The sequence below is a fragment of the Faecalibacterium sp. DFI.5.82 genome (assembly GCF_029076575.1).
GTDB lineage: Bacteria > Bacillota > Clostridia > Oscillospirales > Ruminococcaceae > Faecalibacterium > Faecalibacterium duncaniae.
Window position 1 is genome coordinate 38808 of record NZ_JARFIS010000001.1, and the last position, 21627, is coordinate 60434.

Annotated in this window: 22 protein-coding genes and 1 other annotated feature; of the genes, 16 read left to right on the forward strand and 6 right to left on the reverse strand. The window is 59.3% G+C overall.

The genetic code is table 11. From position 1 onward, the window contains the following. Positions 1-27: 27 nt before the first annotated feature. The 12 genes from P0G09_RS00190 to P0G09_RS00245 all read left to right on the forward strand — a co-directional run bounded on the left by P0G09_RS00190 (position 28) and on the right by P0G09_RS00245 (position 11406). On the forward strand, positions 28-324 hold the full coding sequence (locus P0G09_RS00190; protein ID WP_005933128.1) for a YlxR family protein: 297 nt from the start codon (positions 28-30) through the stop codon (positions 322-324). Continuing rightward, a complete protein-coding gene (locus P0G09_RS00195; RefSeq protein ID WP_098922892.1) occupies positions 311-688 on the forward strand; it encodes a 50S ribosomal protein L7ae in 378 nt (125 codons plus the stop codon). The genes P0G09_RS00190 and P0G09_RS00195 overlap by 14 nt, the downstream gene beginning before the upstream one ends. Next, the gene (gene infB, locus P0G09_RS00200) at positions 685-3162 is read left to right on the forward strand and encodes a translation initiation factor IF-2 (RefSeq protein WP_097770980.1); all 2478 of its coding nucleotides are present in this window, start codon (positions 685-687) and stop codon (positions 3160-3162) included. The genes P0G09_RS00195 and infB overlap by 4 nt, the downstream gene beginning before the upstream one ends. Before the next feature lie 163 nt (positions 3163-3325). After that, positions 3326-3715, forward strand: a complete 390-nt coding sequence (gene rbfA, locus P0G09_RS00205) for a 30S ribosome-binding factor RbfA (protein ID WP_097772525.1) — start codon at positions 3326-3328, stop codon at positions 3713-3715. A gap of 17 nt (positions 3716-3732) precedes the next feature. After that, complete coding sequence (locus tag P0G09_RS00210) at positions 3733-4722, forward strand: bifunctional oligoribonuclease/PAP phosphatase NrnA (RefSeq protein ID WP_097772524.1); 990 nt, start codon at positions 3733-3735, stop codon at positions 4720-4722. Continuing rightward, complete coding sequence (gene truB, locus P0G09_RS00215; RefSeq protein WP_342760513.1) at positions 4722-5606, forward strand: tRNA pseudouridine(55) synthase TruB; 885 nt, start codon at positions 4722-4724, stop codon at positions 5604-5606. The genes P0G09_RS00210 and truB overlap by 1 nt, the downstream gene beginning before the upstream one ends. 6 nt (positions 5607-5612) lie before the next feature. Next, positions 5613-6533: a riboflavin biosynthesis protein RibF gene (gene ribF / locus P0G09_RS00220; RefSeq protein ID WP_275251648.1), complete on the forward strand. Its 921-nt coding sequence runs from the start codon at positions 5613-5615 to the stop codon at positions 6531-6533. Positions 6534-6680: 147 nt separating this feature from the next. Beyond that, the gene (rpsO, locus tag P0G09_RS00225) at positions 6681-6935 is read left to right on the forward strand and encodes a 30S ribosomal protein S15 (protein ID WP_005933138.1); all 255 of its coding nucleotides are present in this window, start codon (positions 6681-6683) and stop codon (positions 6933-6935) included. 208 nt (positions 6936-7143) lie between these two features. Further along, on the forward strand, positions 7144-9288 hold the full coding sequence (locus P0G09_RS00230) for a polyribonucleotide nucleotidyltransferase (RefSeq protein ID WP_005933140.1): 2145 nt from the start codon (positions 7144-7146) through the stop codon (positions 9286-9288). 153 nt (positions 9289-9441) lie between these two features. After that, positions 9442-9822, forward strand: a complete 381-nt coding sequence (locus P0G09_RS00235) for a GntR family transcriptional regulator (protein ID WP_005933142.1) — start codon at positions 9442-9444, stop codon at positions 9820-9822. Then, on the forward strand, positions 9815-10543 hold the full coding sequence (locus P0G09_RS00240; protein WP_098922884.1) for an ABC transporter ATP-binding protein: 729 nt from the start codon (positions 9815-9817) through the stop codon (positions 10541-10543). Before P0G09_RS00235 ends, P0G09_RS00240 begins: the two co-directional genes overlap by 8 nt. Further along, positions 10537-11406 (forward strand): hypothetical protein, encoded by an 870-nt coding sequence (locus tag P0G09_RS00245; protein WP_275251649.1) that lies wholly within the window; start codon positions 10537-10539, stop codon positions 11404-11406. The genes P0G09_RS00240 and P0G09_RS00245 overlap by 7 nt, the downstream gene beginning before the upstream one ends. 57 nt (positions 11407-11463) lie before the next feature. Here P0G09_RS00245 and asnB read toward each other — a convergent pair whose 3' ends face one another. Beyond that, entirely contained in the window at positions 11464-13038 is a 1575-nt protein-coding gene (gene asnB / locus P0G09_RS00250; protein ID WP_275251948.1) for an asparagine synthase B, read from the reverse strand. 143 nt (positions 13039-13181) lie between these two features. Next, positions 13182-13444: a binding site (T-box leader), on the reverse strand. Positions 13445-13457: 13 nt separating this feature from the next. After that, positions 13458-13934: a transcriptional repressor gene (locus P0G09_RS00255; protein ID WP_005933149.1), complete on the reverse strand. Its 477-nt coding sequence runs from the start codon at positions 13932-13934 to the stop codon at positions 13458-13460. 293 nt (positions 13935-14227) lie between these two features. Here P0G09_RS00255 and P0G09_RS00260 point away from each other — a divergent pair, with 293 nt between their 5' ends. The 3 genes from P0G09_RS00260 to P0G09_RS00270 all read left to right on the forward strand — a co-directional run bounded on the left by P0G09_RS00260 (position 14228) and on the right by P0G09_RS00270 (position 17698). Further along, positions 14228-14887, forward strand: coding sequence for a GntR family transcriptional regulator (locus P0G09_RS00260; RefSeq protein WP_005933151.1), 660 nt, complete (start codon positions 14228-14230; stop codon positions 14885-14887). Between the two features lie 293 nt (positions 14888-15180). Beyond that, a complete protein-coding gene (gene fucO, locus P0G09_RS00265) occupies positions 15181-16329 on the forward strand; it encodes a lactaldehyde reductase (RefSeq protein WP_275251650.1) in 1149 nt (382 codons plus the stop codon). Between the two features lie 70 nt (positions 16330-16399). Beyond that, positions 16400-17698, forward strand: a complete 1299-nt coding sequence (locus P0G09_RS00270; protein ID WP_275251651.1) for a putative ABC transporter permease — start codon at positions 16400-16402, stop codon at positions 17696-17698. A 48-nt stretch (positions 17699-17746) separates the two neighbouring features. On the opposite strand, the gene P0G09_RS00275 is transcribed toward P0G09_RS00270, so the two are convergent. The 3 genes from P0G09_RS00275 to P0G09_RS00285 form a co-directional block, all read right to left on the reverse strand. Beyond that, a complete protein-coding gene (locus tag P0G09_RS00275; protein ID WP_008981395.1) occupies positions 17747-18796 on the reverse strand; it encodes an IS30 family transposase in 1050 nt (349 codons plus the stop codon). Positions 18797-18854: 58 nt separating this feature from the next. Beyond that, a complete protein-coding gene (locus P0G09_RS00280; RefSeq protein ID WP_008981396.1) occupies positions 18855-19118 on the reverse strand; it encodes a helix-turn-helix transcriptional regulator in 264 nt (87 codons plus the stop codon). 380 nt (positions 19119-19498) lie between these two features. Beyond that, positions 19499-19735 (reverse strand): helix-turn-helix transcriptional regulator, encoded by a 237-nt coding sequence (locus P0G09_RS00285; protein ID WP_342760514.1) that lies wholly within the window; start codon positions 19733-19735, stop codon positions 19499-19501. Between the two features lie 132 nt (positions 19736-19867). On the opposite strand from P0G09_RS00285, the gene P0G09_RS00290 reads away from it, so the two are divergent. Then, the gene (locus P0G09_RS00290; RefSeq protein WP_256175128.1) at positions 19868-20647 is read left to right on the forward strand and encodes a hypothetical protein; all 780 of its coding nucleotides are present in this window, start codon (positions 19868-19870) and stop codon (positions 20645-20647) included. 60 nt (positions 20648-20707) lie between these two features. Here P0G09_RS00290 and P0G09_RS00295 read toward each other — a convergent pair whose 3' ends face one another. Then, complete coding sequence (locus P0G09_RS00295; RefSeq protein ID WP_275251652.1) at positions 20708-21595, reverse strand: LysM peptidoglycan-binding domain-containing protein; 888 nt, start codon at positions 21593-21595, stop codon at positions 20708-20710. Positions 21596-21627: the final 32 nt, after the last annotated feature.

Sequence of the window (21627 nt, forward strand, 5' to 3'; positions counted from 1 at the left end):
TGACCGCACCTGAAGGAGGGAAACCGGATGGCACAAAAAAAGATCCCTGCCCGCCAGTGCATCGGCTGCATGACCAGCCGCCCCAAAAAGGAACTGGTGCGGGTGGTGCGCGCCCCCAGCGGCGAGATCAGCATCGACCCCGTGGGCAAGAAGCCGGGCCGCGGCGCTTACCTCTGCCCGGACCCGGCCTGTCTGGCAAAGGCCAAAAAGAAAAAGGCGCTGGAGCGCTGCTTTGAGCAGCCGGTTCCCGCCGAGGTTTACGATGCGCTGGCCGCACAGCTGGCCGACGTGGAAAAGGAGGCCCAGCCGAATGGCGAAGCATAACAATACCCCCGAAAAGCCCAAAATGGCCCCGGAAGAAGCGCTATTTCAGGCGCTGAGCCTCTGCCGCAAGGCAGGCGCGCTGACCATGGGCTTTGATGCCGTGGAAGATGCCTGCGTCAAGAGCAAGGCATGGCTGGTAATGGTCACGTCCGATGCCAGCGCTAAGACCGTGCAGCGCCTGAACTACGCTGTGGGCGACCTGGTGGACGTGATCTCCATGCCGCTGACCCAGGACCGCCTGGCCGATATCAGCCGCAAGCCTGTGGCTGTTTACGCGGTGACTGACCGCAACCTCGCAAAGCTCTGCTTTGACCGTCTTTCGGACTGCGGGGCAATCAAAAATGAGGAGGATATGAGCGAATGACCGTAAAATATAAAGTGAGCGATTTTGCAAAGGACCTGAATGTTTCTGCAAAGAAGGTCCTGGATGAGCTGGCTGCCATGGGCAGCACCGGCAAGAAGAACAGCTCTACCCTGGAAGAGAACGAGCTGAACTACCTGCTGGAGAAATTCAGCAAGGACAACAGCGTTGCCAGCCTGGACGAGTACCTGAACAGCGCAAAGCAGCCTGCCCAGCCTGAAAAGAAGGCGGAGAAAAAGGCCGAGAAGCCTGCGGAGAAAAAGGCAGAGCCCAAGGCTGCTGAGAAGAAGCCCGAGGCAAAGCCCGCTGCCCCTGCCGCAAAGGCAGAGCAGCCCAAGGCAAACAATAACAACAATAAGCACGGCGAGAAGAAGAACGAGCAGCACAAGAAGCGCGAGGAGAAGACTGTCTCCCTGAGCGAGCTGGCCCGCGAGACCGGTGCCAAGGCCTCTGCTGCCCCCGCTCAGTCCGTCTCTGTCCGCCGCGAGGACAGCCAGGTGACGGTCGATACCCGCACTGTGGATGTGAACGTGGACCGCTTCGATGCCCGCTATGACGATCTGGCTTCCACCAAGAACACCGAGAACCGCCGTAAGCCCACCCCGCAGGGCAACAAGCAGAAGTTCACCCAGCGCGGCCAGCGCCAGCGCCAGCAGTTCCAGAAGGGCAAGCGCGAGACCGAGTTCGAGCGCCTGCAGCGCATCCAGCTGGAAAAGGCCCGCAACGCACAGCTGAAGGTGATGATCCCCGATGAGATCACCGTCGGTGAGCTGGCTGCCCGCCTGAAGCAGCAGGCCGGCAAGGTCATTGCCAAGTTCATGCAGATGGGTGAGATGCACGCCATCAATGACGTGATTGATTTTGATACCGCATCTCTGCTGGCTGAGGAGTTCCACGCAAAGGTCGAGCACGAGGTGCATGTGACCATCGAGGAGCGCCTGTTCACCCAGGAGGAGGATTCCGCCGAGGATCTGGTGGAGCGTCCCCCCGTTGTCTGTGTCATGGGCCACGTTGACCACGGTAAGACCAGTATCCTGGATGCCATCCGCAAGACCAATGTCACCGCAGGCGAGGCTGGCGGCATCACCCAGGCCATTGGTGCATATCAGGTCAAGATCAACGACAGCCTGATCACCTTCCTGGATACGCCGGGCCACGAGGCATTTACCTCCATGCGTGCCCGCGGTGCCAACATGACCGATATCGCTGTTCTGGTCGTTGCCGCCGATGACGGCATCATGCCCCAGACCGTGGAGTCCATCAACCACGCCAAGGCTGCCAATGTCAAGATCATCGTGGCCATGAACAAGATGGATAAGCCCACTGCAAACCCCGAGCGCGTGATGGAAGGCCTGACCAAGTACGGCATCATCACCGAGGACTGGGGCGGCGACGTTGCCTGCATCCCCGTTTCCGCACTGACCGGCATGGGCATCAACGACCTGCTGGAGCGGATCGCGCTGGAAGCTGAGGTCATGGAGCTCAAGGCCAACCCCAACCGCCGCGCCAAGGGTGCCGTTGTTGAGGCTCGTCTGGACAAGGGCCAGGGCCCCATCGCCACCATTCTGGTGCAGAACGGCACCCTGCATGCCGGTGATGTCATCATTGCCGGTACCGCTGTGGGCCGTGTGCGTACCATGCGCAGCGACAAGGGCATGCTGCTGAACGATGCAGGCCCCTCCACCCCCGTGGAGATCACCGGCCTGACCGCTGTGCCCGAGGCAGGCGACCTGTTTGAGGCCGTTGCCGACGAGCGTCTGGCCCGTGAGCTGGCAGAGCAGCGCATTGCCGCTGCCAAGGAGAAGCAGTTCTCCTCCTTCCAGAAGGTCACTCTGGATAACCTGTTCAGCCAGATGGCACAGAACGATATGAAGGAGCTGGCCATTGTCGTCAAGGCTGATGTGCAGGGCTCCGCCGAGGCCGTCAAGCAGAGCCTGGAGAAGATCTCCAATGATGAGGTGCGCGTCCGCGTCATCCACGCCGGTGTCGGTGCCATCAGCAAGTCCGACGTTGACCTGGCCGATGCCTCCAACGCCATCATCATCGGCTTCAATGTCCGCCCCGACAACGTGGCCAAGGAAGAAGCCGCTGCCACCAAGGTCGAGATGCGGATGTACCGCGTCATCTACGATGCCATCAACGATGTCACCGATGCTATGAAGGGCATGCTGGCTCCCAAGTTCCGCGAGGTCGCTCTGGGTGAGCTGCAGGTCCGTCAGGTCTACAAGATCAGCAATGTGGGCACCGTTGCAGGCTGCCGCGTGACCAGCGGCAAGATCACCCGCGACAGCAAGGTGCGCGTTGTCCGTGACGGTATCGTCATCACGGAGGACGAGATCGCATCTCTGAAGCGCTTCAAGGATGATGCCAAGGAAGTGGCCGAGGGCTACGAGTGCGGCGTTACGCTGGCAAAGTTTGCCGATGTCAAGGAAGGCGACGTATACGAGGCCTTCAAGATGGAAGAATATCGGGACTAAGGAACGGATTAAACCTCTCCGTCATTGCTTCGCAATGCCACCTCCCCTAGTAGGGGAGGCCTTGGCAGCCGGGTGAAGCCTCATCTTTATGCCAAAGGCACCCCCATTAGGGGAGCTGTCGAGCGCAAGCGAGACTGAGGGGTTTTGTTTTAGAGGAGAAGCTATGTCTCAGAAAAATATGGGTCGTCTTGCCCAGGATATGAAGCGTGAGGTCATTGCCATCATCGGACGGCTGAAGGACCCCCGCCTGGAGGGCGGTCTGCTGACCGTCACCCGTCTGGATGTGACACCTGACCTGGATGTTGCAAAGGTCTATGTGAGCGTGATGGGCCGCGAGGACGGCCCCAAGCCCGCCATCGAGGCACTGAACCGTGCCGCAGGCCATGTGCGCACCGAGGTCAGCAAGAAGATGCACATCCGGAAGGCTCCGCGCTTCATCTTTGTGGAGGACGACGGTGCCGCCTACGCAGCCCACATCAATGAGCTGCTCCGCACGCTGAACGTGAACGGTGACGCTGAGGAAACCAGCCAGCCGGAAGAGACCGAGGAATAATCAGCCTTGCGGAAAGGATGGAACATGGGATGACAGAACAGCTGAATGTACAGCAGATGGCAGAAAAGCTGCTTGCTGCGGATAACATCTTGATTCTGTGCCACAAAAACCCGGATGGTGATACGGTCGGCTGCGGCAGCGCGCTCTACTATGCGCTGCTTGCACTGGAAAAACACGCAGCCGTGCTCTGCGCCGACCCCATCCCCGGCCGGTACGCATTTACCAACCCCCGCCTGTTCAAGGGCGAATTTGAGCCGCAGATCGTGGTGGCTGTGGATGTTGCCAGCGTCCAGCTGTTTGGCGAGGGCAACGGCGTTCCCCAGTACACGCGCCATGTGGACCTGTGCATCGACCACCATGCAGGCAACAGCGGCTACGCCGAGTTCACGCTGCTGGATGGCAGCGCCGCCGCTGCGGCAGAGCTGCTGTATGAGGTGATCTGTGCCATGCATGTGGAGATCACCCCCCACATTGCCGACTGCCTGTATACCGGCCTGTCCACGGATACCGGCTGCTTCAAGTTCTCTTCCACCAAGGCAAGCACCCACATCACTGCGGCCAAGCTGATGGAGGCCGGTGCCCATGTGGAGGAGCTGAACACCCTGCTGTTTGACACCAAGTCCCGGGAGCGGATGGAAGCCGAGCGGATCGCCCGCAACCATCTGGAATATCATCTGGATGGCCGCTGCGCCCTCATCTACCTGACCCGGGATGAGATCGAGCAGAGCAGGGTAGACCCTGCGGATCTGGAAGAGCTGACCAGCCTGCCCATCAGCATTGAGGGCGTGAAGGTCGGCCTGACCCTGCGCCAGCAGCCCGGCGGCAGCTACCGCATCAGCGTGCGCACCGCCAAGGGCGTGGATGCCTGTGCCATTGCCCGCCGTCTGGGCGGCGGCGGCCACACCCGTGCGGCGGGCTGTGAGCTGCTGGGCAACCTTGACAACGCCAAGAGCGCGATCCTCTCTGAGGTGGAAGCTGTTCTTGATGCACCGCAGGAGGAAGCATGATGCAGGGAATCCTCATTGTTGATAAGCCCACCGATTGGACCAGCTTTGATGTCATTGCCAAACTGCGGGGCATTCTGGGCACCCGGAAACTGGGCCACAGCGGTACGCTGGACCCCATGGCGACCGGTGTTCTGCCGGTGTTCTGCGGCGGGGCCAGCAAGGCAGTTGATCTGCAGCTCGACCACACCAAGGCCTACCGCGCTGTCCTCAGGCTGGGCCAGCGTACCGATACCGGGGATGTGACCGGCACTGTGCTGGAGACCGCCCCGGTAACGGCAGGGGAACAGGAGCTGCTGGCCGTTCTGCCGCAGTTCTTCGGCCCCCGGATGCAGACCCCGCCCATGTACTCGGCGGTCAAGATCAACGGTCAGCCGCTTTATAAGCTGGCCCGCGAGGGCAAGACCGTGGAGCGCAAGGCCCGGCCGATCGAGATTTTGGACATCTGGTACGAGGGCAGCCCTGCGGAAAATGAGTATGCCCTGACCGTAAAGTGCTCCAAGGGCACCTATATCCGGGTGCTGCTGGAGGAGATTGCCGAAGCCATGGGCCAGAAGGGCACCATGAGCGCCCTGCGCCGCGTGGCCGCCGGGGTGTATTCCGAAGCCGATGCCCACACGCTGGAAGAGATCCAGGCGGCAAAGGACGCGGGGCCGGAGGCCCTGCAGGCTCTGATGCTGCCGGTGGAAAGCGTGTTCGCCAGCCTGCCGCTGCTGGTGGCGGACGAGCGGGTGGAGCAGCATCTCTACAACGGGTGCCCCACCAGCCGCTATCCCGCTGCCGACGGCCGCTACCGCGTGCGGAACGCCGGAGGGCAGTTTCTGGGTCTTGCCAATGTGGTGAACGGTGTGCTCAAGGTGGAAAAGCTGTTCGTGGAAAGGAACTGACGACCAATGCAAATCGTTTCATCTCTGTCGCCGCTGGCGCTGGAACATGAGGGCGGCACTGCTGTTGCCATGGGCTACTTCGACGGTATCCACATCGGCCACCGTGCCGTCATTGAGGGAGCAGTGGAGTGGGCAAAGACCCACGGCGCTGCCCCGGCGGTGTTCACCTTCAAGCTGCCCGCTGACAGCAAAATGAAGGGCCGCCGTCTGCTCTCCACCGAGGATAAGCATGCCCTTATCGCAAGCCTGGGAGTGGAGTATTACCTCTGCCCCGAGTTTGAGGAGATCCGCGCCATGACCCCGGAGCAGTTCGTGTACGGCATCGTGCAGGACTGCCACGCCAAGGCGTTGTTCTGCGGCGAAAACTTTACCTTTGGTGCCAAGGCCGCCGGGACCCCCGAGCTGCTGAAGGAGCTCTGCGCCCCGCTGGGGGTGGAGGTCGTGGTGGTGCCCATGGCACAGTTTGAGGAAAAGCCGGTGTCCTCCACCCGCATCCGCACGGCACTGGAGGGCGGCGATGTGCCTGCCGCCAACGCCATGCTGGGGATGCCCTATGCCATTCGCTTCGCGGTGCAGCACGGGGCGGGTCTGGGCCACACGCTGGGCGTGCCCACCATCAACCAGATCTACCCGGCGGGCTTCCAGATGCCCCGCTACGGCATCTACATCACCCGCACCCGGATCGGTGATACCTGGTATCCCTCGGCCACCGGCCTGGGGACCCGGCCCACTGTCAATTCGGACGAGACCAAGGTGACCTGTGAGACCTTTATCCCGGATTTTTCCGGCGACCTCTATGGTACCGACCCGGTGGTGGAGTTCTACGCCTACCTGAGTCCCAGCAAAAAGTTTGATACCTTGGACGAGCTGAAGGCCTGCATCGACCATGCGGCCCGGCGCGCCAAGGCCTATTTTGCAAAAGCATAGTAAAATTTTTCTTGCTTTTTGCACGGATTTCTGTTATACTAGCCATGTTACCGCGGCACGGGGCTGGGAGTATGCCCATTTGGGAGTACCGTTTTCCCGCATTCTGTGCCGACGGCAAATAAAATTTTATAAAGAGGTACTGTTACTATGAACAAGCAGGAAGTTATGGCCAAAGTCGCTCTGACCGAGAAGGACACTGGCTCCCCCGAGGTTCAGGTCGCTCTGCTGACCGCTCACATCAACGAGCTGAACGAGCACCTGAAGAAGAACCCTAACGATCACCACAGCCGCCGTGGTCTGATGAAGATGGTTGGCCGCCGCCGCAATCTGCTGGCCTACCTCCAGAAGAAGGACATCGAGCGTTACCGTGCTCTGATCGCAACCCTGGGTCTGCGTAAGTAATAGAAAACAGAGGGCAGGTACCGCATTGTGGTGCCTGCCCTTTGCTCTTTTTTGAGGAACAACAGGCCGCTGCTGCGCGTTGCAGCAGTAAATCGAGCGCCTGTGCTGTAAAAGGCACGGGCGTTGGCTTTATTGCTATGATGCGCTGGCCGCTGCCTTTTGGAAGATAAGAAGATAAACCGCAAAAGGACAAAGGAGGCAAAACCAAATGGCAATTGAATTTGGTTCCCGCAAAGAGACCTTTGAAAACTTCAAGGTCTACGAGACCACGCTGGCTGGCCGTCCGTTCAAGGTCGAGATGGGCAAGATGTGCGGCCTGTCCAACGCAAGCGCCCTGATCCGCTACGGCGAGACCTGCGTGCTGTGCAACGTTGTGATGAGCCCCAAGCCCCGCGAAGGTGTGGATTTCTTCCCCCTGAACGTGGAGTATGAGGAAAAGCTCTACGCCGCAGGCCGCATCCCCGGCAGCTTTATGCGCCGTGAGGGCCGCCCCGGTGAGCGCGCCATCCTGACCAGCCGCGTGGTGGACCGCCCCATGCGCCCGCTGTTCCCCAAGGAGATGCGCAACGATGTCTGCATCACCATGACCGTGATGAGCCTGGACCCCGATTGCAGCCCTGAGATCGCCGGCATGATCGGTGCATCTCTGGTCACCGCTGTGTCTGAGATCCCCTGGAACGGCCCCATCGGCGGTGTTCAGGTGGGCCTGGTGGACGGCGAGATCGTCCTGAACCCCACCCAGGAGCAGCGCAAGGTGAGCGACCTGGCCCTGACCGTTGCCGCCACCATGGACAAGATCGTGATGATCGAGGCCGGTGCCAACGAGGTGGACGAGGACACCATGCTCAATGCCATCAAGGCCGCCCACGTTGAGATCAAGAAGATCATCACCTTCATCAACGGCATCGTTGCAGAGCGCGGCAAGCCGAAGATCGACTTCCAGGTGGTGGGTCTGGATATGGACGTGTTCCACGCCATCCAGAACAAGTATCTGGACGACTTCAAGGCCGCTATGGATACCGATGACAAGAATGTGCGGGATGCTGCCCTGCTGCCCATCATGGACAAGATCGCTGAGGAGTACCCCGACCTGTCTGACGCAGATCTCGACCTTGTCAGCTACAAGATGCAGAAGTACGTTGTCCGCCGCTGGCTGCTGGATGAGGGCAAGCGCGTGGATGGCCGCGGCATCAACGAGATCCGCCCGCTGGCTGCCGAAGTGGGCATCCTGCCCCGGGTCCACGGTTCCGGTATGTTCACCCGCGGCCAGACCCAGGTGCTGACCACCTGCACCCTGGGCGGTACCAAGGACAACCAGCTGATGGACGACCTGACCGACGAGCAGACCAAGCGTTACATCCATCACTATAACTTCCCGCCGTATTCTGTCGGCGAAGCCCGCGCACCCCGCAGCCCCGGCCGCCGCGAGATCGGCCACGGCGCACTGGCAGAGCGCGCTCTGGTTCCCGTGCTGCCCTCTCTGGAGGAGTTCCCCTACACCATCCGCTGTGTCTCTGAGGTCCTGAGCTCCAACGGCTCCACCTCTCAGGCTTCCATCTGCGGTTCCACGCTGGCTCTGATGGATGCCGGTGTGCCCATCAAGGCACCTGTTGCCGGCATCTCCTGCGGCCTGATCACCGAGGGCGACCGCTGGATGACCATGCTGGACATTCAGGGCGTGGAGGATTTCCACGGCGATATGGACTTCAAGGTGGGCGGCACCCGCAAGGGCATCACTGCCATCCAGATGGACATCAAGATCGATGGCCTGACTTACGATATCATTGCCGAGGCCTTTGAGAAGTGCCGCAAGGGCCGCCTGTACATCCTGGACGAGATCATCAAACCCGTGATCGCACAGCCCCGTGAGGAGCTGAGCCGCTGGGCTCCCAAGATGTTCAGCATGATGATCCCCACCGATAAGATCAAGGACGTGATCGGTAAGGGCGGCAAGGTCATCCAGGACATCTGTGCCACCTGCAACTGCAAGATCGATGTGCAGGAGGACGGCCATGTGTTCGTCTCCGCCGTGGATCAGGAGGACGCAAAGCGCGCCATCTTCACCATCAAGACCATTGTGGAGGACCCCGAGATCGGTGCCATCTACAAGGGCAAGGTCACCCGCCTGATGAACTTTGGTGCCTTTGTGGAGATCGCACCGGGCAAGGAAGGGCTGGTGCACATCTCCAAGCTGGACACCAAGCGTGTGGAGCGCGTGGAGGATGTGGTCGCCGTGGGTGATGCCATCGTGGTCAAGGTCACGGACATCGACCAGCAGGGCCGCATCAACCTGAGCCGCCGCGATGCCATTCTGGCGCTGGAAGCCAAGCGCGCCGCGCAGGAGCAGCAGTAATCCATAAATCAGAGGGACCCCACAGCCGGTTGGCTGCGGGGTCCCTTTTTGCTGTCCGAAAAAATTTTTGGGTTTCCTCTTGACAGAAATGCAAAAATGTGTATTATTGTATTAGTTGCTTAATACAGCAACACATAAGGAGGGCAAAGCAGAATGAGTGAACAGTTTGATGCCAGCCGCCCGATCTATGCCCAGCTGGTGGAACGGCTCAAAGCCAGAATTCTGGCGGGCACCTACCCGCCGGGGGGCCATCTGGATTCGGTGCGGGATCTGGCCGCAGCTGCCGGGGTCAACCCCAACACGATGCAGAGGGCTCTGGCCCAGCTGGAAAGTGAGGGCCTTGTGCGCACCGAGCGCACCAGCGGACGCTACGTCACGGAGGATACGAATTTGATCGAACAACTGCGGGCTGCCGCCGCCCATGACATCGCGGCAGATTTTCTGGAGAAGATGCGCAGCATCGGCTACACGCCGGAAAAGGCGGCAGCCCTGTTGGAGCACTGGGATACAGAGGAGGTAGAACCCCATGAGTAAAGTGCTGACCTGTGAAAAATTGACAAAAGTATACGGAAAGGAAAAGACCGCGCTGGACGGTATCGATCTGGAGCTGGATTTTGGCCGCATCGTAGGGCTGCTGGGCCCCAACGGCAGCGGCAAGACCACCCTGCTCAAGCTGGCCAATGGTCTGCTGCAGCCCACGGAAGGCCGCATCCGGATCGCGGGCATGGCCCCCGGCCCGGAGACCAAGGAGCTGGTCTCCTACCTGCCGGATGCCGACTGGCTGCCCGACTGGATGCGGGTGGAGGAGCTGGTGGAGATGTTCCGGGATTTTTACGGCACGCCCAGTCAGGCCAAGGCTTACATCGGCTTTGATGCCGACAAGGCCAATGAGATGCTGGCCCGGCTGAACATCGCCCCCAATGCCCGGCTCAAGACCCTTTCCAAGGGCAACAAGGAGAAGGTTCAGCTGGTGCTGGCCATGAGCCGCAACGCCCGTCTCTACCTGCTGGATGAGCCCATCGGCGGCGTGGACCCTGCGGCCCGGGACTACATCCTGAACACCATCATTTCCAACTACAGCAAGGACGCGACTGTTGTCATTTCTACCCACCTCATCGAGGACATTGAGCCGGTGCTGGACGAGGCTGTGTTCCTGAAGGACGGCAAAATCTTTGCGCACCGCGCTGTGGATGATATCCGCGAGACCGAGGGCAAGAGCGTTGATGCGTATTTCCGGGAGGTATTCAAATGCTGAAGCAATTGTTGAAATATGAGTTCAAGGCCACCAAAAGCCTGTACTTCGGGCTGTATCTGGCGCTGGCGCTGCTGAGCGTGGTGCTGGGCGTGACCTTCCGGCAGGAACACGCGCTGGCTCACAGCACAAGCTTCCAGAATCTCGAAGTGATTCTGATGATCGTGTATGTCTCTGTCATCTTCGCCATTGCGGTGCTCTGTTTTGTCAGCACGGTCCAGCGCTTTTATAAAAATCTGCTGGGACGTGAAGGCTACCTGATGCACACCCTGCCCGTGACCGAGACCCAGCTCATCCTCTCCAAGCTCCTCACCAGCATGGTCTGGGTGCTGTGCAGCGGCCTGGTGGGCATCGTCTGCATCACAGGGATGGTCAGCATCGGTGTGCTGGACGCGGAAGTCCTCGGCACGGAGAACTGGGACAGCTGGATGCAGCTGTGGGGGATGCTGTATGGGGAACTGGGCGCGAAGTTCTGGCTGGTGACGTTCTGGACCATCCTCATCAATCTGGCCCGGCTGGCAAGCCTCATCCTCTGCGTTTATGCTGCCTGTATGATCGCCCATCAATTCCCCAAGCATGTGATGGTGGCCGGGATCCTCGCGTTTATCGGCCTGAACATCGTGGAGACCCAGCTCGATAAGCTGCTGGGCACGAATGATGTGAGTATGATCGTGGATGTCACGTACCGGGTCGTGGATGTGAACGTGACCGGTGTGAGCTATGGAGTGACCCCGATGCGCTGGCTGACGGCGGCACTTGGAACAGACGTTGGCTATCTGTTCTGCTTTGCCGTGACTGCAGCCATTGCGGCGGCATACTTCTTCCTGACCCGGTGGCTGATGAAAAATAAACTGAATCTGGAGTAAACAAAAAGGCGGTGTGCCCGGAGCGGACACACCGTCTTTTGCTGTCTGGAAAAAGGATTACACGCCGGAAGCGCCGTAGTTTGCCAGCACACGAGCAGAAGGATCGTTGACGTTGCAGCCGGGCCATGCCTTGTTCGGCATCCAGAAGCCCACGATGGTGCGGCTCTGGTCGTGATAGTATTTCTCGAAGATCTCGCGGTAGAACAGGCTCTCCTTGGTAAAGGGCATACAGTGGGCCGAGTAGTTTGCCCGGCGGAGCTGGAACTCCTCATCGGTGTACAGGCCCTCGGCGTACTCCTTGATGTCGTCCACCATGCTGTGGCCCACGGCATCGGAGAAGGCGGCCTTTTCGCGCCAGAGGATCTCCGGGGGCAGCCAGTCGCCCTCAAAGGCCTTGCGCAGCAGGTACTTGCCCTTGCCGTAGCTGTTCAGCTTCTTTTCGGGGTCAATGGCCATGACGTAGCGCACAAAATCCAGATCGCCAAAGGGCACGCGGGCTTCGATGCTGTTGGCGGAGATGCAGCGGTCGGCCCGGAGGACATCGTACATGTACAGCTCCCGGATGCGCTTCTGGCTCTCCTGCTGGAAGGCATCGGCGGTGGGGGCGTAGTCGGTGTACTTGTAGCCGAACAGCTCATCGGAGATCTCGCCGGTCAGCAGCACGCGCACATCGGTCTGCTCGTGGATGGCCTTGCAGAGCAGGTACATGCCCATGCTGGCGCGGATGGTGGTGATATCCCAGGTGCCCAGCAGCCGGATGACCTCCTCCAGGCTCTGGATGACCATGTCCCGGTTGATGATGATCTCATGGTGTTCGCTGCCCAGATAATCGGCGGTCTGGCGGGCATATTTCAGGTCGATGGCATCGGTGTCCATGCCGATGGCAAAGGTGCGGATGGGCTTGCCCAGCTTCTTGGCTGCAATGGAGCAGACCAGCGAGGAATCCAGACCGCCCGAGAGCAGGAAGCCCACAGGGGCATCGGCATCCAGACGCTTTTCCACGCCTGCGATCAGCTTTTCGCGGATGTTCCGCAGGGTGGTCTCCATGTCATCCTCCATGGGGGCGGGCACGTCGGCAATGTCCTCATAGCGGACAAAGCGGCCATCGCAGTAGTAGCTGCCGATGGGAAAGGGGCGGATGTCGTCGCACCAGCCGATCAGGTTCTGCATCTCGGAGGCAAAGGCGATCTGGTGGCTGGACTTGGAATAGCCGTAGAACAGCGGACGGATGCCGATGGGGTCGCGGGCTGCGATCAGCCGGTCCTTGCGGGAATCATACAGAATAAGCGCGAACTCGGAGTCCATGTGGCGGAACATATCCAGACCGTACTCGTAATACAGCGGCAGCAGGATCTCGCAGTCGCAGTCGGAGGCAAACTTGTAGCCCCGGCGCTTCAGGATCTCCTTCTCAAAGCGGAAGCCGTAGAGCTCACCGTTGCAGACCACGCAGTCGGCACCGCGGTAGAAGGGCTGCATCCCCTCCGGGGTCAGGCCCATGATGGCAAGGCGGCCAAAGCCCATCAGACCAAAAGGCCCTTCCACCACACGCTGGTCGTCCGGCCCGCGCATCACGGTGCGCAGCAGATACTCCTTGAATTTGGCGGCACTCAGGTCGTGCCCCGTGTAACCCATAACACAACACATATTTCTTACCCCTCTCTCTCTAAACCTCTCCGTCAATGCTTCGCATTGCCACCTCTCCTGATAGGAGAGGCAAGTTTCCCGGTGACTGAGAGGTTTTTGCAAATAAAAAAATACGGCAGCCTTCATCCCATTGCTAGGACGAATGCTGCCGTATCCGTGGTGCCACCTAAATTACCGGTGCGCGAACACACCAGTCACTTTTGTGTACTCTCCCCGTTGAAAGCACTGCCGCGATAACGAGCGGCTGCCGTCGGCCCCTACTAACTGCCCGAAGCAGGTTCAGGGGGAAGCTCACGGGGGTTCGTTCGGGGCTCATTCTCTGTGCGGCTTCCACCGGCCCGCACTCGCTGCAAAAGAACCTTGAGCACTTACTTTTCCCGATCAACGCTTTTCCTGCCTGCATTGTATCACGGCTCTTTGTCCGTGTCAACACAGTGTTCGCATTTTTGTGCGGTCTGCCCCGGATGGGGGCTGTTTTGTGCGCAGCTGCGGCACAATCCGTACAAAACGCTGCCCTCGCACTGCAGGGTGAAGCCGTGCTCTGCCATCAGATGGGCACGCACCTCATCCATAAAGTGGCAGTCCAGGTGATAGATGCGCCCGCACTGCACGCACTTCAGGTGCAGATGCTCGCGGCAGTGGCGGCCCTCGTCCACATACTGGAACACGGCCTTTTCGCCCTTATCGGCCACATATTTCATAATGCGCTGCTCGCCTGCCAGCTTGTCCAGATACCGGTACACCGTGGTGGGATTGGGGCTGGCCCCCTCTGCCTCCAGATGTTCCAGAATGTTGGATGCACTGACCGCGTGCTGGCGGTTGTTGATGAGATAATCCAGGATCAATTGCCGGGTTTTGGTGTTGTACCCCCCGCGACCTGCCATGGTATCAGCCTTCCTTTCCAGGTCAAGTGTACCACAATTTATCCTTCGATGCAAAACAAGAACGAAACACTGGCGACAAGCACAAAAAAACTGTTCAATTTATAGCAAAATAATGCATGATATCTGTTCAAAACGGAAAAGCTCCCAAAGTTTTCAAAAAAGTCTTGTAAACATTGTCCGGATATGTGATAATAATGTTAATGATTACTTGGATTATTTAAGGGATACAAGCTGTCCGGCGGGCGACTGATTGCTGCCTGAATGGTCCTGCTTGCGAACTAGGAGATAGAACAATGAAAGAGATGGATTCCCAGTCAAAGCTCAGCCTGAAGCTGCAGGCTTACCAGTACCTGAAAACGAAGATTCTGAACTGCGAGTACCGCCCCAACGAATTTCTGAACGAGCAGAAGCTCTGCGCTGAGATGGGCAACATCAGCCGCACCCCCATGCGTGACGCGCTGGGCCGCCTGGAGCAGGAGGGGCTGATCACCATCCTGCCCAAAAAGGGGCTGATGGTCTCCGGCATTACCGAAGAGGATGTGCACAGCATGTTCGAGATGCGCCTGCTGGTGGAGCCTTACGCCCTGCGCACCTACGGCAACCTGATCCCCCGGGAGCAGCTGGAGGCCTACACTGAGCTGATGCACCACCCCGAGCGGATCGACGACTTCTGCAAATCCGACGATGATTTCCACGAGCTGCTGATGAGCAGCCTGCCCAACAAATATCTGCGCTCTGGCTATGACCGCATCACCGGCCTGAACACTCGTTTCCGCATTATGACCGGTAAGGTGAGCATGATCAATCAGGATCAGACCTGTGAGGAGCATCTGGAAATTCTGAATGCCGCCCTGAGCGACAACTGGAACACCGCCGCCGATGCGCTGCAGCATCACCTTGAGCTGGCCCGCGATAAGGCCGAGGGAGTCATCAAGGTCATCCGGCTGTGGTAAATGAAACGATAAAAACGCTGTATCACTCCTTCCGGCATCGCTGATGCGATGCCGCCTCCCTCTCAGAGGGAGGCTTTTGCGTTGGCCGCCGCGTTAAGGCTCCCTCCTAGAGGGAGCTGTCGGGCGAATGCGAGACTGAGGGAGTGGTACAGCGTTTTCTTTTGCTGGAAAGTGTAAAAAATTCATAGAAATCAAAAGAAAAGTACATTGAATATTGTTTAACAATGTGGTATCCTTAACAACAGAGAGAGCCCGCTGGCAGGCGGGCAGAATGATTTTGGAGGAAAATAATTATGGCTGATCGCATTGTTCTGAACACCATTTCCTACCATGGCCACGGTGCCATTGAGAACATCGTTCCCGAGCTGACCACCCGCGGTTACAAGAAGGCTTTTGTCTGTTCTGACCCCGACCTGATCAAGTTTGGCGTGACCAAGAAGGTCACCGACCTGCTGGATGCTGCAAACTTCGCCTACGCTGTTTACAGCGAGATCAAGCCCAACCCCACCATCGCCAACGTGCAGGACGGCGTGGCAGCCTTCAAGGCTGCTGAGGCAGACTGCATCGTGACCATCGGCGGCGGCTCCTCCATGGATACCGCAAAGGCCATCGGCATCATCATCAACAACCCCGAGTTCGCGGATGTGCGCTCTCTGGAAGGCGTGGCTCCCACCAAGAAGCACGCTGTGTTCACCATTGCCGTGCCCACCACCGCCGGTACTGCGGCTGAGGTCACCATCAACTACGTCATCACCGATGTGGAGAAGAAGCGCAAGTTCGTCTGCGTGGACACCAACGATATCCCCGAAATCGCTGTGGTCGATCCCGATATGATGTCCTCCATGCCCAAGGGCCTGACCGCCGCCACCGGTATGGACGCTCTGACCCACGCCATCGAGGGCTATATCACCAAGGGCCACTGCACCATCTCCGATATGTTCCATCTGGAAGCCATCAAGCTCATCAGCGAGAACCTGCGCGGTGCCGTGCAGAACACCCCGGAGGGCCGCGAGGGCATGGCTCTGGGCCAGTACATCGCCGGCATGGGCTTCTCCAATGTGGGTCTGGGCATTGTCCACTCCATGGCACACGGTCTGTCCGCTCTGTATGATACCCCCCACGGCGTGGCCTGCGCCATCCTGCTGCCGGTGGGTCTGGAGTACAACAAGACCGTTGCCGGGGAGCGCTACCGCGCGGTCGGCAAGGCCATGGGCGTGAAGGGCATCGACGAGATGAACGATGTCGAGGCCGCCGATGCCACCATCGCCGCTGTCAAGCAGCTGAGCGCAGATGTGGGCATCCCCGCAAACCTGCAGGGCATCCTGAAGGAAGAGGACATCCACTTCCTGGCCGAGTCTGCTTTTGCAGATGCCTGCCGCCCCGGCAACCCCCGCGATACCAGCGTGGAGGAGATCGAGGCACTGTATAAGAGCCAGCTGTAATTCGTAAACTGAACAAAGAGGGTCGGGAACACCGCTTCCCGGCCCCTTTTTGTTCCGGGAAAGGAGCGCTATGAACCTGAATCTCTATACTCTTTGTGTAATTTATCTGGTATATTCCTTTTTAGGCTGGGTAGGCGAGACCGTTGTTGCAACCGCAAAGGGCCGCCGATTCACCAACCGCGGTGTGGCCTCCGGCCCCTTCTGCTTTGTGTACGGCACGGCAGGAGTGCTTATCACCATCGGTCTGAACGACCAGCGCGCCAGCCTGGCGGCGTTGTTCTTCGGCAGCATGATCTATGCCACGGTGGTGGAGTGGCTGACTGCCAAGCTGCTGGAACGGATCCACCACCGCCGCTGGTGGGACTACTCCGATAAAAAGTTCAATCTGGACGGCTATGTCTGCCTGCAATACTCCCTGCTGTGGGGTCTGCTGGGCATGGCGGCAGTCCGCTGGGGCAACGACCTGCTGTTCCGGCTCTGCGCCCACCTGCCGCCGCTGCTGTTCCACGCTGTGGTGTGGGTCGGCATGGCGCTGGCCGTCCTTGACCAGATCTCTGCCATGGTGGTGGTCAGCCGGTATGCGAACCGCCACCCACGGCTTGAGCAGCTGAATCGGGAGCTGGGCAGGGGCTCGGAGAGGCTGCGGCAGAAAATTACCGCCAGCGTGGAAAAGCGGATCCAGCGGGCGTACCCTGCTGCGGCGCGTCCGGAGCCCACCACCAGTGCCGAAAAGCAGCTCTCCCTTGCCGACCTGCTCTGGCTCTTTGTCATCGGGGCTTTCCTCGGAGATGTGGTGGAGACCATCTTCTGCCGCATCACCGCCGGGGTCTGGATGAGCCGTTCCAGCCTGGTCTGGGGCCCGTTCAGCGTGGTGTGGGGGCTGGCGCTGGTGCTGGCCGCCATCCTGCTGCGGGGCGGTGAACAGAAGAGCGAGAGCCGCATCTTCTGGTTCGGTGTGATCCTGGGCGGTGCGTATGAGTATGTGTGCAGCGCCGTAACAGAGCTGCTGTTTGGCACCGTGTTTTGGGATTACAGCGGCTTCAAGTTCAATCTGGGCGGGCGCATCAACCTGCTGTACTGCTTCTTCTGGGGCATTGCGGCCGTGACCTGGATCCGCTATGGCTACCCGCTGGTGGCAAAGGGGATGAAGGCAGTCAAGCGCAGGATCCGTCCCTGGATGACCGCCCTGCTGGCTGTGTTCATGGCCGTGAACCTTGTGACCAGTGCGTTGGCGCTGGCCCGCTACGATGCCCGCACCAGCGGCGCGGCTCCGGCCAATGCGGTGGATGTGCTGCTGGATGAGCATTTTGACAATGCCCGGATGGAGCGCATCTACCCCAACGCCAAAAAGGTGGAGAAGGCTGGGTAAAAATGGCCATTTGTCAAGAGTAAATGCACAAAAAAGCAAAAATATTTTTTATGATGCCAGAATGAGGGCGATTTCTTCCCGGAAAAGCTGCTCGGAGCACAGATAGCCGAACATTTTGCGGGGGTAGTTGTTCAGCCAGTCCTCGATCCGCTTGGTCTCCTCGTAGGAGATCGTGCTCAGGTCGGTGCCCTTCGGCAGGTGCCGACGTATGAGGCCGTTCTGGTTCTCATTGGATCCGCGCTCGCTCGGCCGGTACGGGTGGCAGTAGTAGACCTCGGTGCGAGGGCCTCGGCCGGTGATGCTGCGCTCGATCCCGGCGGCGTCGGCAAACTCGCAGCCATTGTCGCAGGTGATCGACTGGAAGATCAGCGGGAACACTTTGGAGCCGACTTTCTTCTCGAGGGTGTCGAGGGCAGCGACGACGCTGGCGCTCGTCTTATCCGGCGAGGGGATGATGATCTCACGGCGGGTCTTGCGCTCGGTCATCACAATGTAGGTGTTGCTGACGCCTTGGCAGCTCTCGACGCTGTCCATCTCCCAGTGACCGAAGGTGCTGCGGTCGTTGATGTGCTCAGGGCGATCCTCGATACTCCGGCCGGCGGGCTTGCGGGGCATGGATCCGGCCGGGCGCTCCGGCTGGTGGCGCTTGCCGTGCTGCGGCAGCATGGAGACGGTCAGCTCGTCGCCGAAGATCTCGCCGCGGATGTAGTTGTAGGCGGTGCTCGCGCAGATGTGGGTCTTGAAGGGCCAGCCCTTGACCTCGGCCTCACCGATCGCGGCCTCCGGGCTGTACTTCTCGTCGCGGATCTTGGCGATCAGGTAGTCGGCCAGCTCGTAGTCGTTGCCGATCTTCAGCTCCGGCCCCTTGGCGCGGAGGTTGGCCTCATAGCGGGCCTGCGCGCCTTCGGGGTTATATCTGGTCTCGGTGGTGTAGTCACTGTTGAGGTGCTCATAGGTGCACCGCTTCAGCTCCCGGTAGATGGTCGTATGGTGGACGCCGAGCTCTTTGGCGATGTCTGTCGGCTTCATTCCTGCGCGGATGAAGGCGTCGAGCTGGATGCGCTTGGTCGGCGTCAGATGGCTCCAGTGCTGTCCCATTGTGTTCCCCTCCGTGATAAAAGAAAAGGGGCGGCCCGCCGGCCGCCCCTTCTGTGTGTCAGTGTTCCTCGTACTTTTTCAGGAGCTCGAGCGTCTCCTCGTCTGTGATGATGTCAGCCAGCCTGCACTCCAGCGCGTTGCAGATCTTCAGCAGCGTCGGCAGTTTCGCGCCGTTGATGTCCCGGGCGCCGCGCTCGTACTGCTGGAGCACCTGCACCTTGATCCCGGCCAGATCGGCGAGCTGAGACTGAGACAGGCCGGCAGCCTTGCGGAGCTTTTGCAGCCCCTCGCTTTTGTAGGTCACTTTGATCGAGATGTCCATGTTGTTCCTCCCGCTTGACTTTGCCGTGGTTTCGTGGTTATAATGAAAAGGAACGGCGGGCGGGATTTTTCCCGCCGTCCTTCGACCTTACTGCTTGGGCTTTTGGTTCGGCTTTATCGTGATCGTAATGGTGGCAACCTGTTCACACTTTAGAGCCTGTTCCAGCAGCTCGAGCAGTTTTTTCATCTGCTCAGCATCCACGGCTTTGCCTCCTTTCCGCGGTTTTGTTCTCCTTTCTTTCTGTACTCGGCTATCCCTTGCCTGTGATTATATTATAGAGCATTTGCTCTATAATGTCAAGCATAATTCGGCAGATTTTCAACATTTTCCCGCGTTTTTCCACAAAAAAAGCCGCACGGCGTCGCTGCCGTGCGGTTTTCTCATTCTTTCCCGAGCAGGTGGTTGATGGTGGTGCCGAGAGCGGTCGCCAGATAGTCCAGCTCGTAGTCAGCGACGACTCGGCTGCCGTTCTCGATCCTGCTGATGACCTTCTGCGTGACGTCCAGCCCGATGATCTGGAGCTTGTAGGCGAGCTGTTCCTGTGACAGGTTTGCCCGCAGCCGCTCCTCCTTGACTCTCTCCCCGGAGATGTTGCACCTGCCGTCTGGTTTGTATATCTTCGCAGCCCTCGCCTCCCTTTACGCTAAAGATGACTATGCAATATTGACTTTACCAGTTTTGGCATGGTAATATTATGCCAAAGATGACTAAACACTAATAAATACAAAGTCATCAGGAGGAGGTACTGCATGGGGCTGTTTAGCTTTCTGAAGAAAAAGGAGCCAGAGCCGGCTCCTGCGATCACGGCCACGATCCACGCTCAGACCGTAGAAGTGAAGCAACGGACGCGCGGCGAGCTCCCGCTTGCCGAGATCGGCGGCTATGTGAGCCCGTCCGGCGGTTTTGTAAACTATGGGCGTTTTTGCGTTACTGGCATGAACTCCAGCACGGGGAGAAAAAACACGAAACGATATGAGGCGCAGACCGAGGCTGACGCCAGAGCTGCGGCTGCGGATGATGGCCTCGTTGAGCCCATGACTGTGCAGGTGGAGCCGCAGATCCCGCCGACCGATCGGCAAATGGACTACGCGCTCGAACTCGAGGCCATGCTCCCCGACGGCGTATGCAAGGAGGACGTCAGCGCGATCATCAGCAGGATCACCGACGAGGACGAGGCTGCACCAGATCCCGGCCTTTCGTTGTATGCGCACGCCTGCGGGGTGAAGTTTTCGCGCTTTGTCGGTGAAAAGGCTCTGCTTTCGTATATGGTCAGCCAGATGCACGGAGCCGCTCGGGGCGAGTTGTATGCTTATGCCGTTTACCGGCAGGAGAGCGGTGGAAGGTTCAGCGATCCGCGTGGTCTTTCGGTGTATGAGTTTCTGCGCAGTTGCGGGGCTGAGATTGCTGAAGATCCTGCCCTGCTGAAGTCTCTGGAGGATCGTGATGTCTATGATTTCGCAGGCCCGAACAGAGGCACGAAGGTTTACAAAATGGCCGCCGCCAGATTGAAGCAGCGCGGGGCCCTATAAAACAGGAAAAGCCCGCCCGGGATCTCCGGGCGGGTTTTCTTGTGCGTGTGAAGTTGTAGCTCAGTGCGAGAGTGCTGCGTTGACGGCCTGCTGGACGGCGTTGTAGTCGTAGCCAGCGGCCTCGAGGCGCTTCTTGCGGTCTGCGCCGTTGCCCCATTTGCCAGCGATGACCTCCTTGGCGAGCTCGGCGTTGGTTTTCTTGGGGGCTGCCGTTCCCGGGATCTTGATTTTCTGGCCGACTCTGATGATGTTCGGGTTGGTGATCCCGTTGTACGCTGCGAGCTTCTGGTAGGTCGTCCCGTACTTGGCCGCGATTTTGCTCAGGGTGTCGCCGGCGACGACCGTGTAGGTCACTTCGCTGGTGGTGCCGTTGCTCGACGTCTGGCTGCCCGTGTTGGCGTTCCCGGGCTCCGCGTCGTAGGCCGGGCGGCCATAGCCGACGATGTAGCTGTCGCTCAGGTAGTAGGAGCGGCGGGCCACTTGGTCGGAGGTGTTACCCTCGATGGTGTAGACCTTGCTGCCGTCCACCTTCTCGACGAGGCCGGTGTGGCTGACGTTGCTCTTGGAGTGCGCGGTGCTGAAAAAGATCTGGTCGCCGGGCTTGGGATCCTTGGCGTGATAGCGGCCCTGCTTCTCGTAGTACATGAGGGAGTAGGTGCAGCCGGCACCTGCGGATCTCTCAGGCTGGCAGAGCAGGCGCAGCGCGTTCGTGTATCCGAAGGCAGTCAGCATACACCAGTCGACGAACATATCGCACCACGCGAAGCCGTTTTTCTTGCCGTTGTACCATTTCGGGTACTTCTCGTCGAAGTCTCTGGCGTACTTGGTATAGTTGGCGCTGCCCGCGTTGGCGGTCGGGTTGTCGAGCTGGCTGTTGCTCTTTTTCTCGTGGTAGCCGATCTCTGCCGCAGCGATGGCGAGGACGGCCGATGCGTAGCATTTGCTCATGATTTTACCTCCTTAGCTGTAAAAAGAAAAAG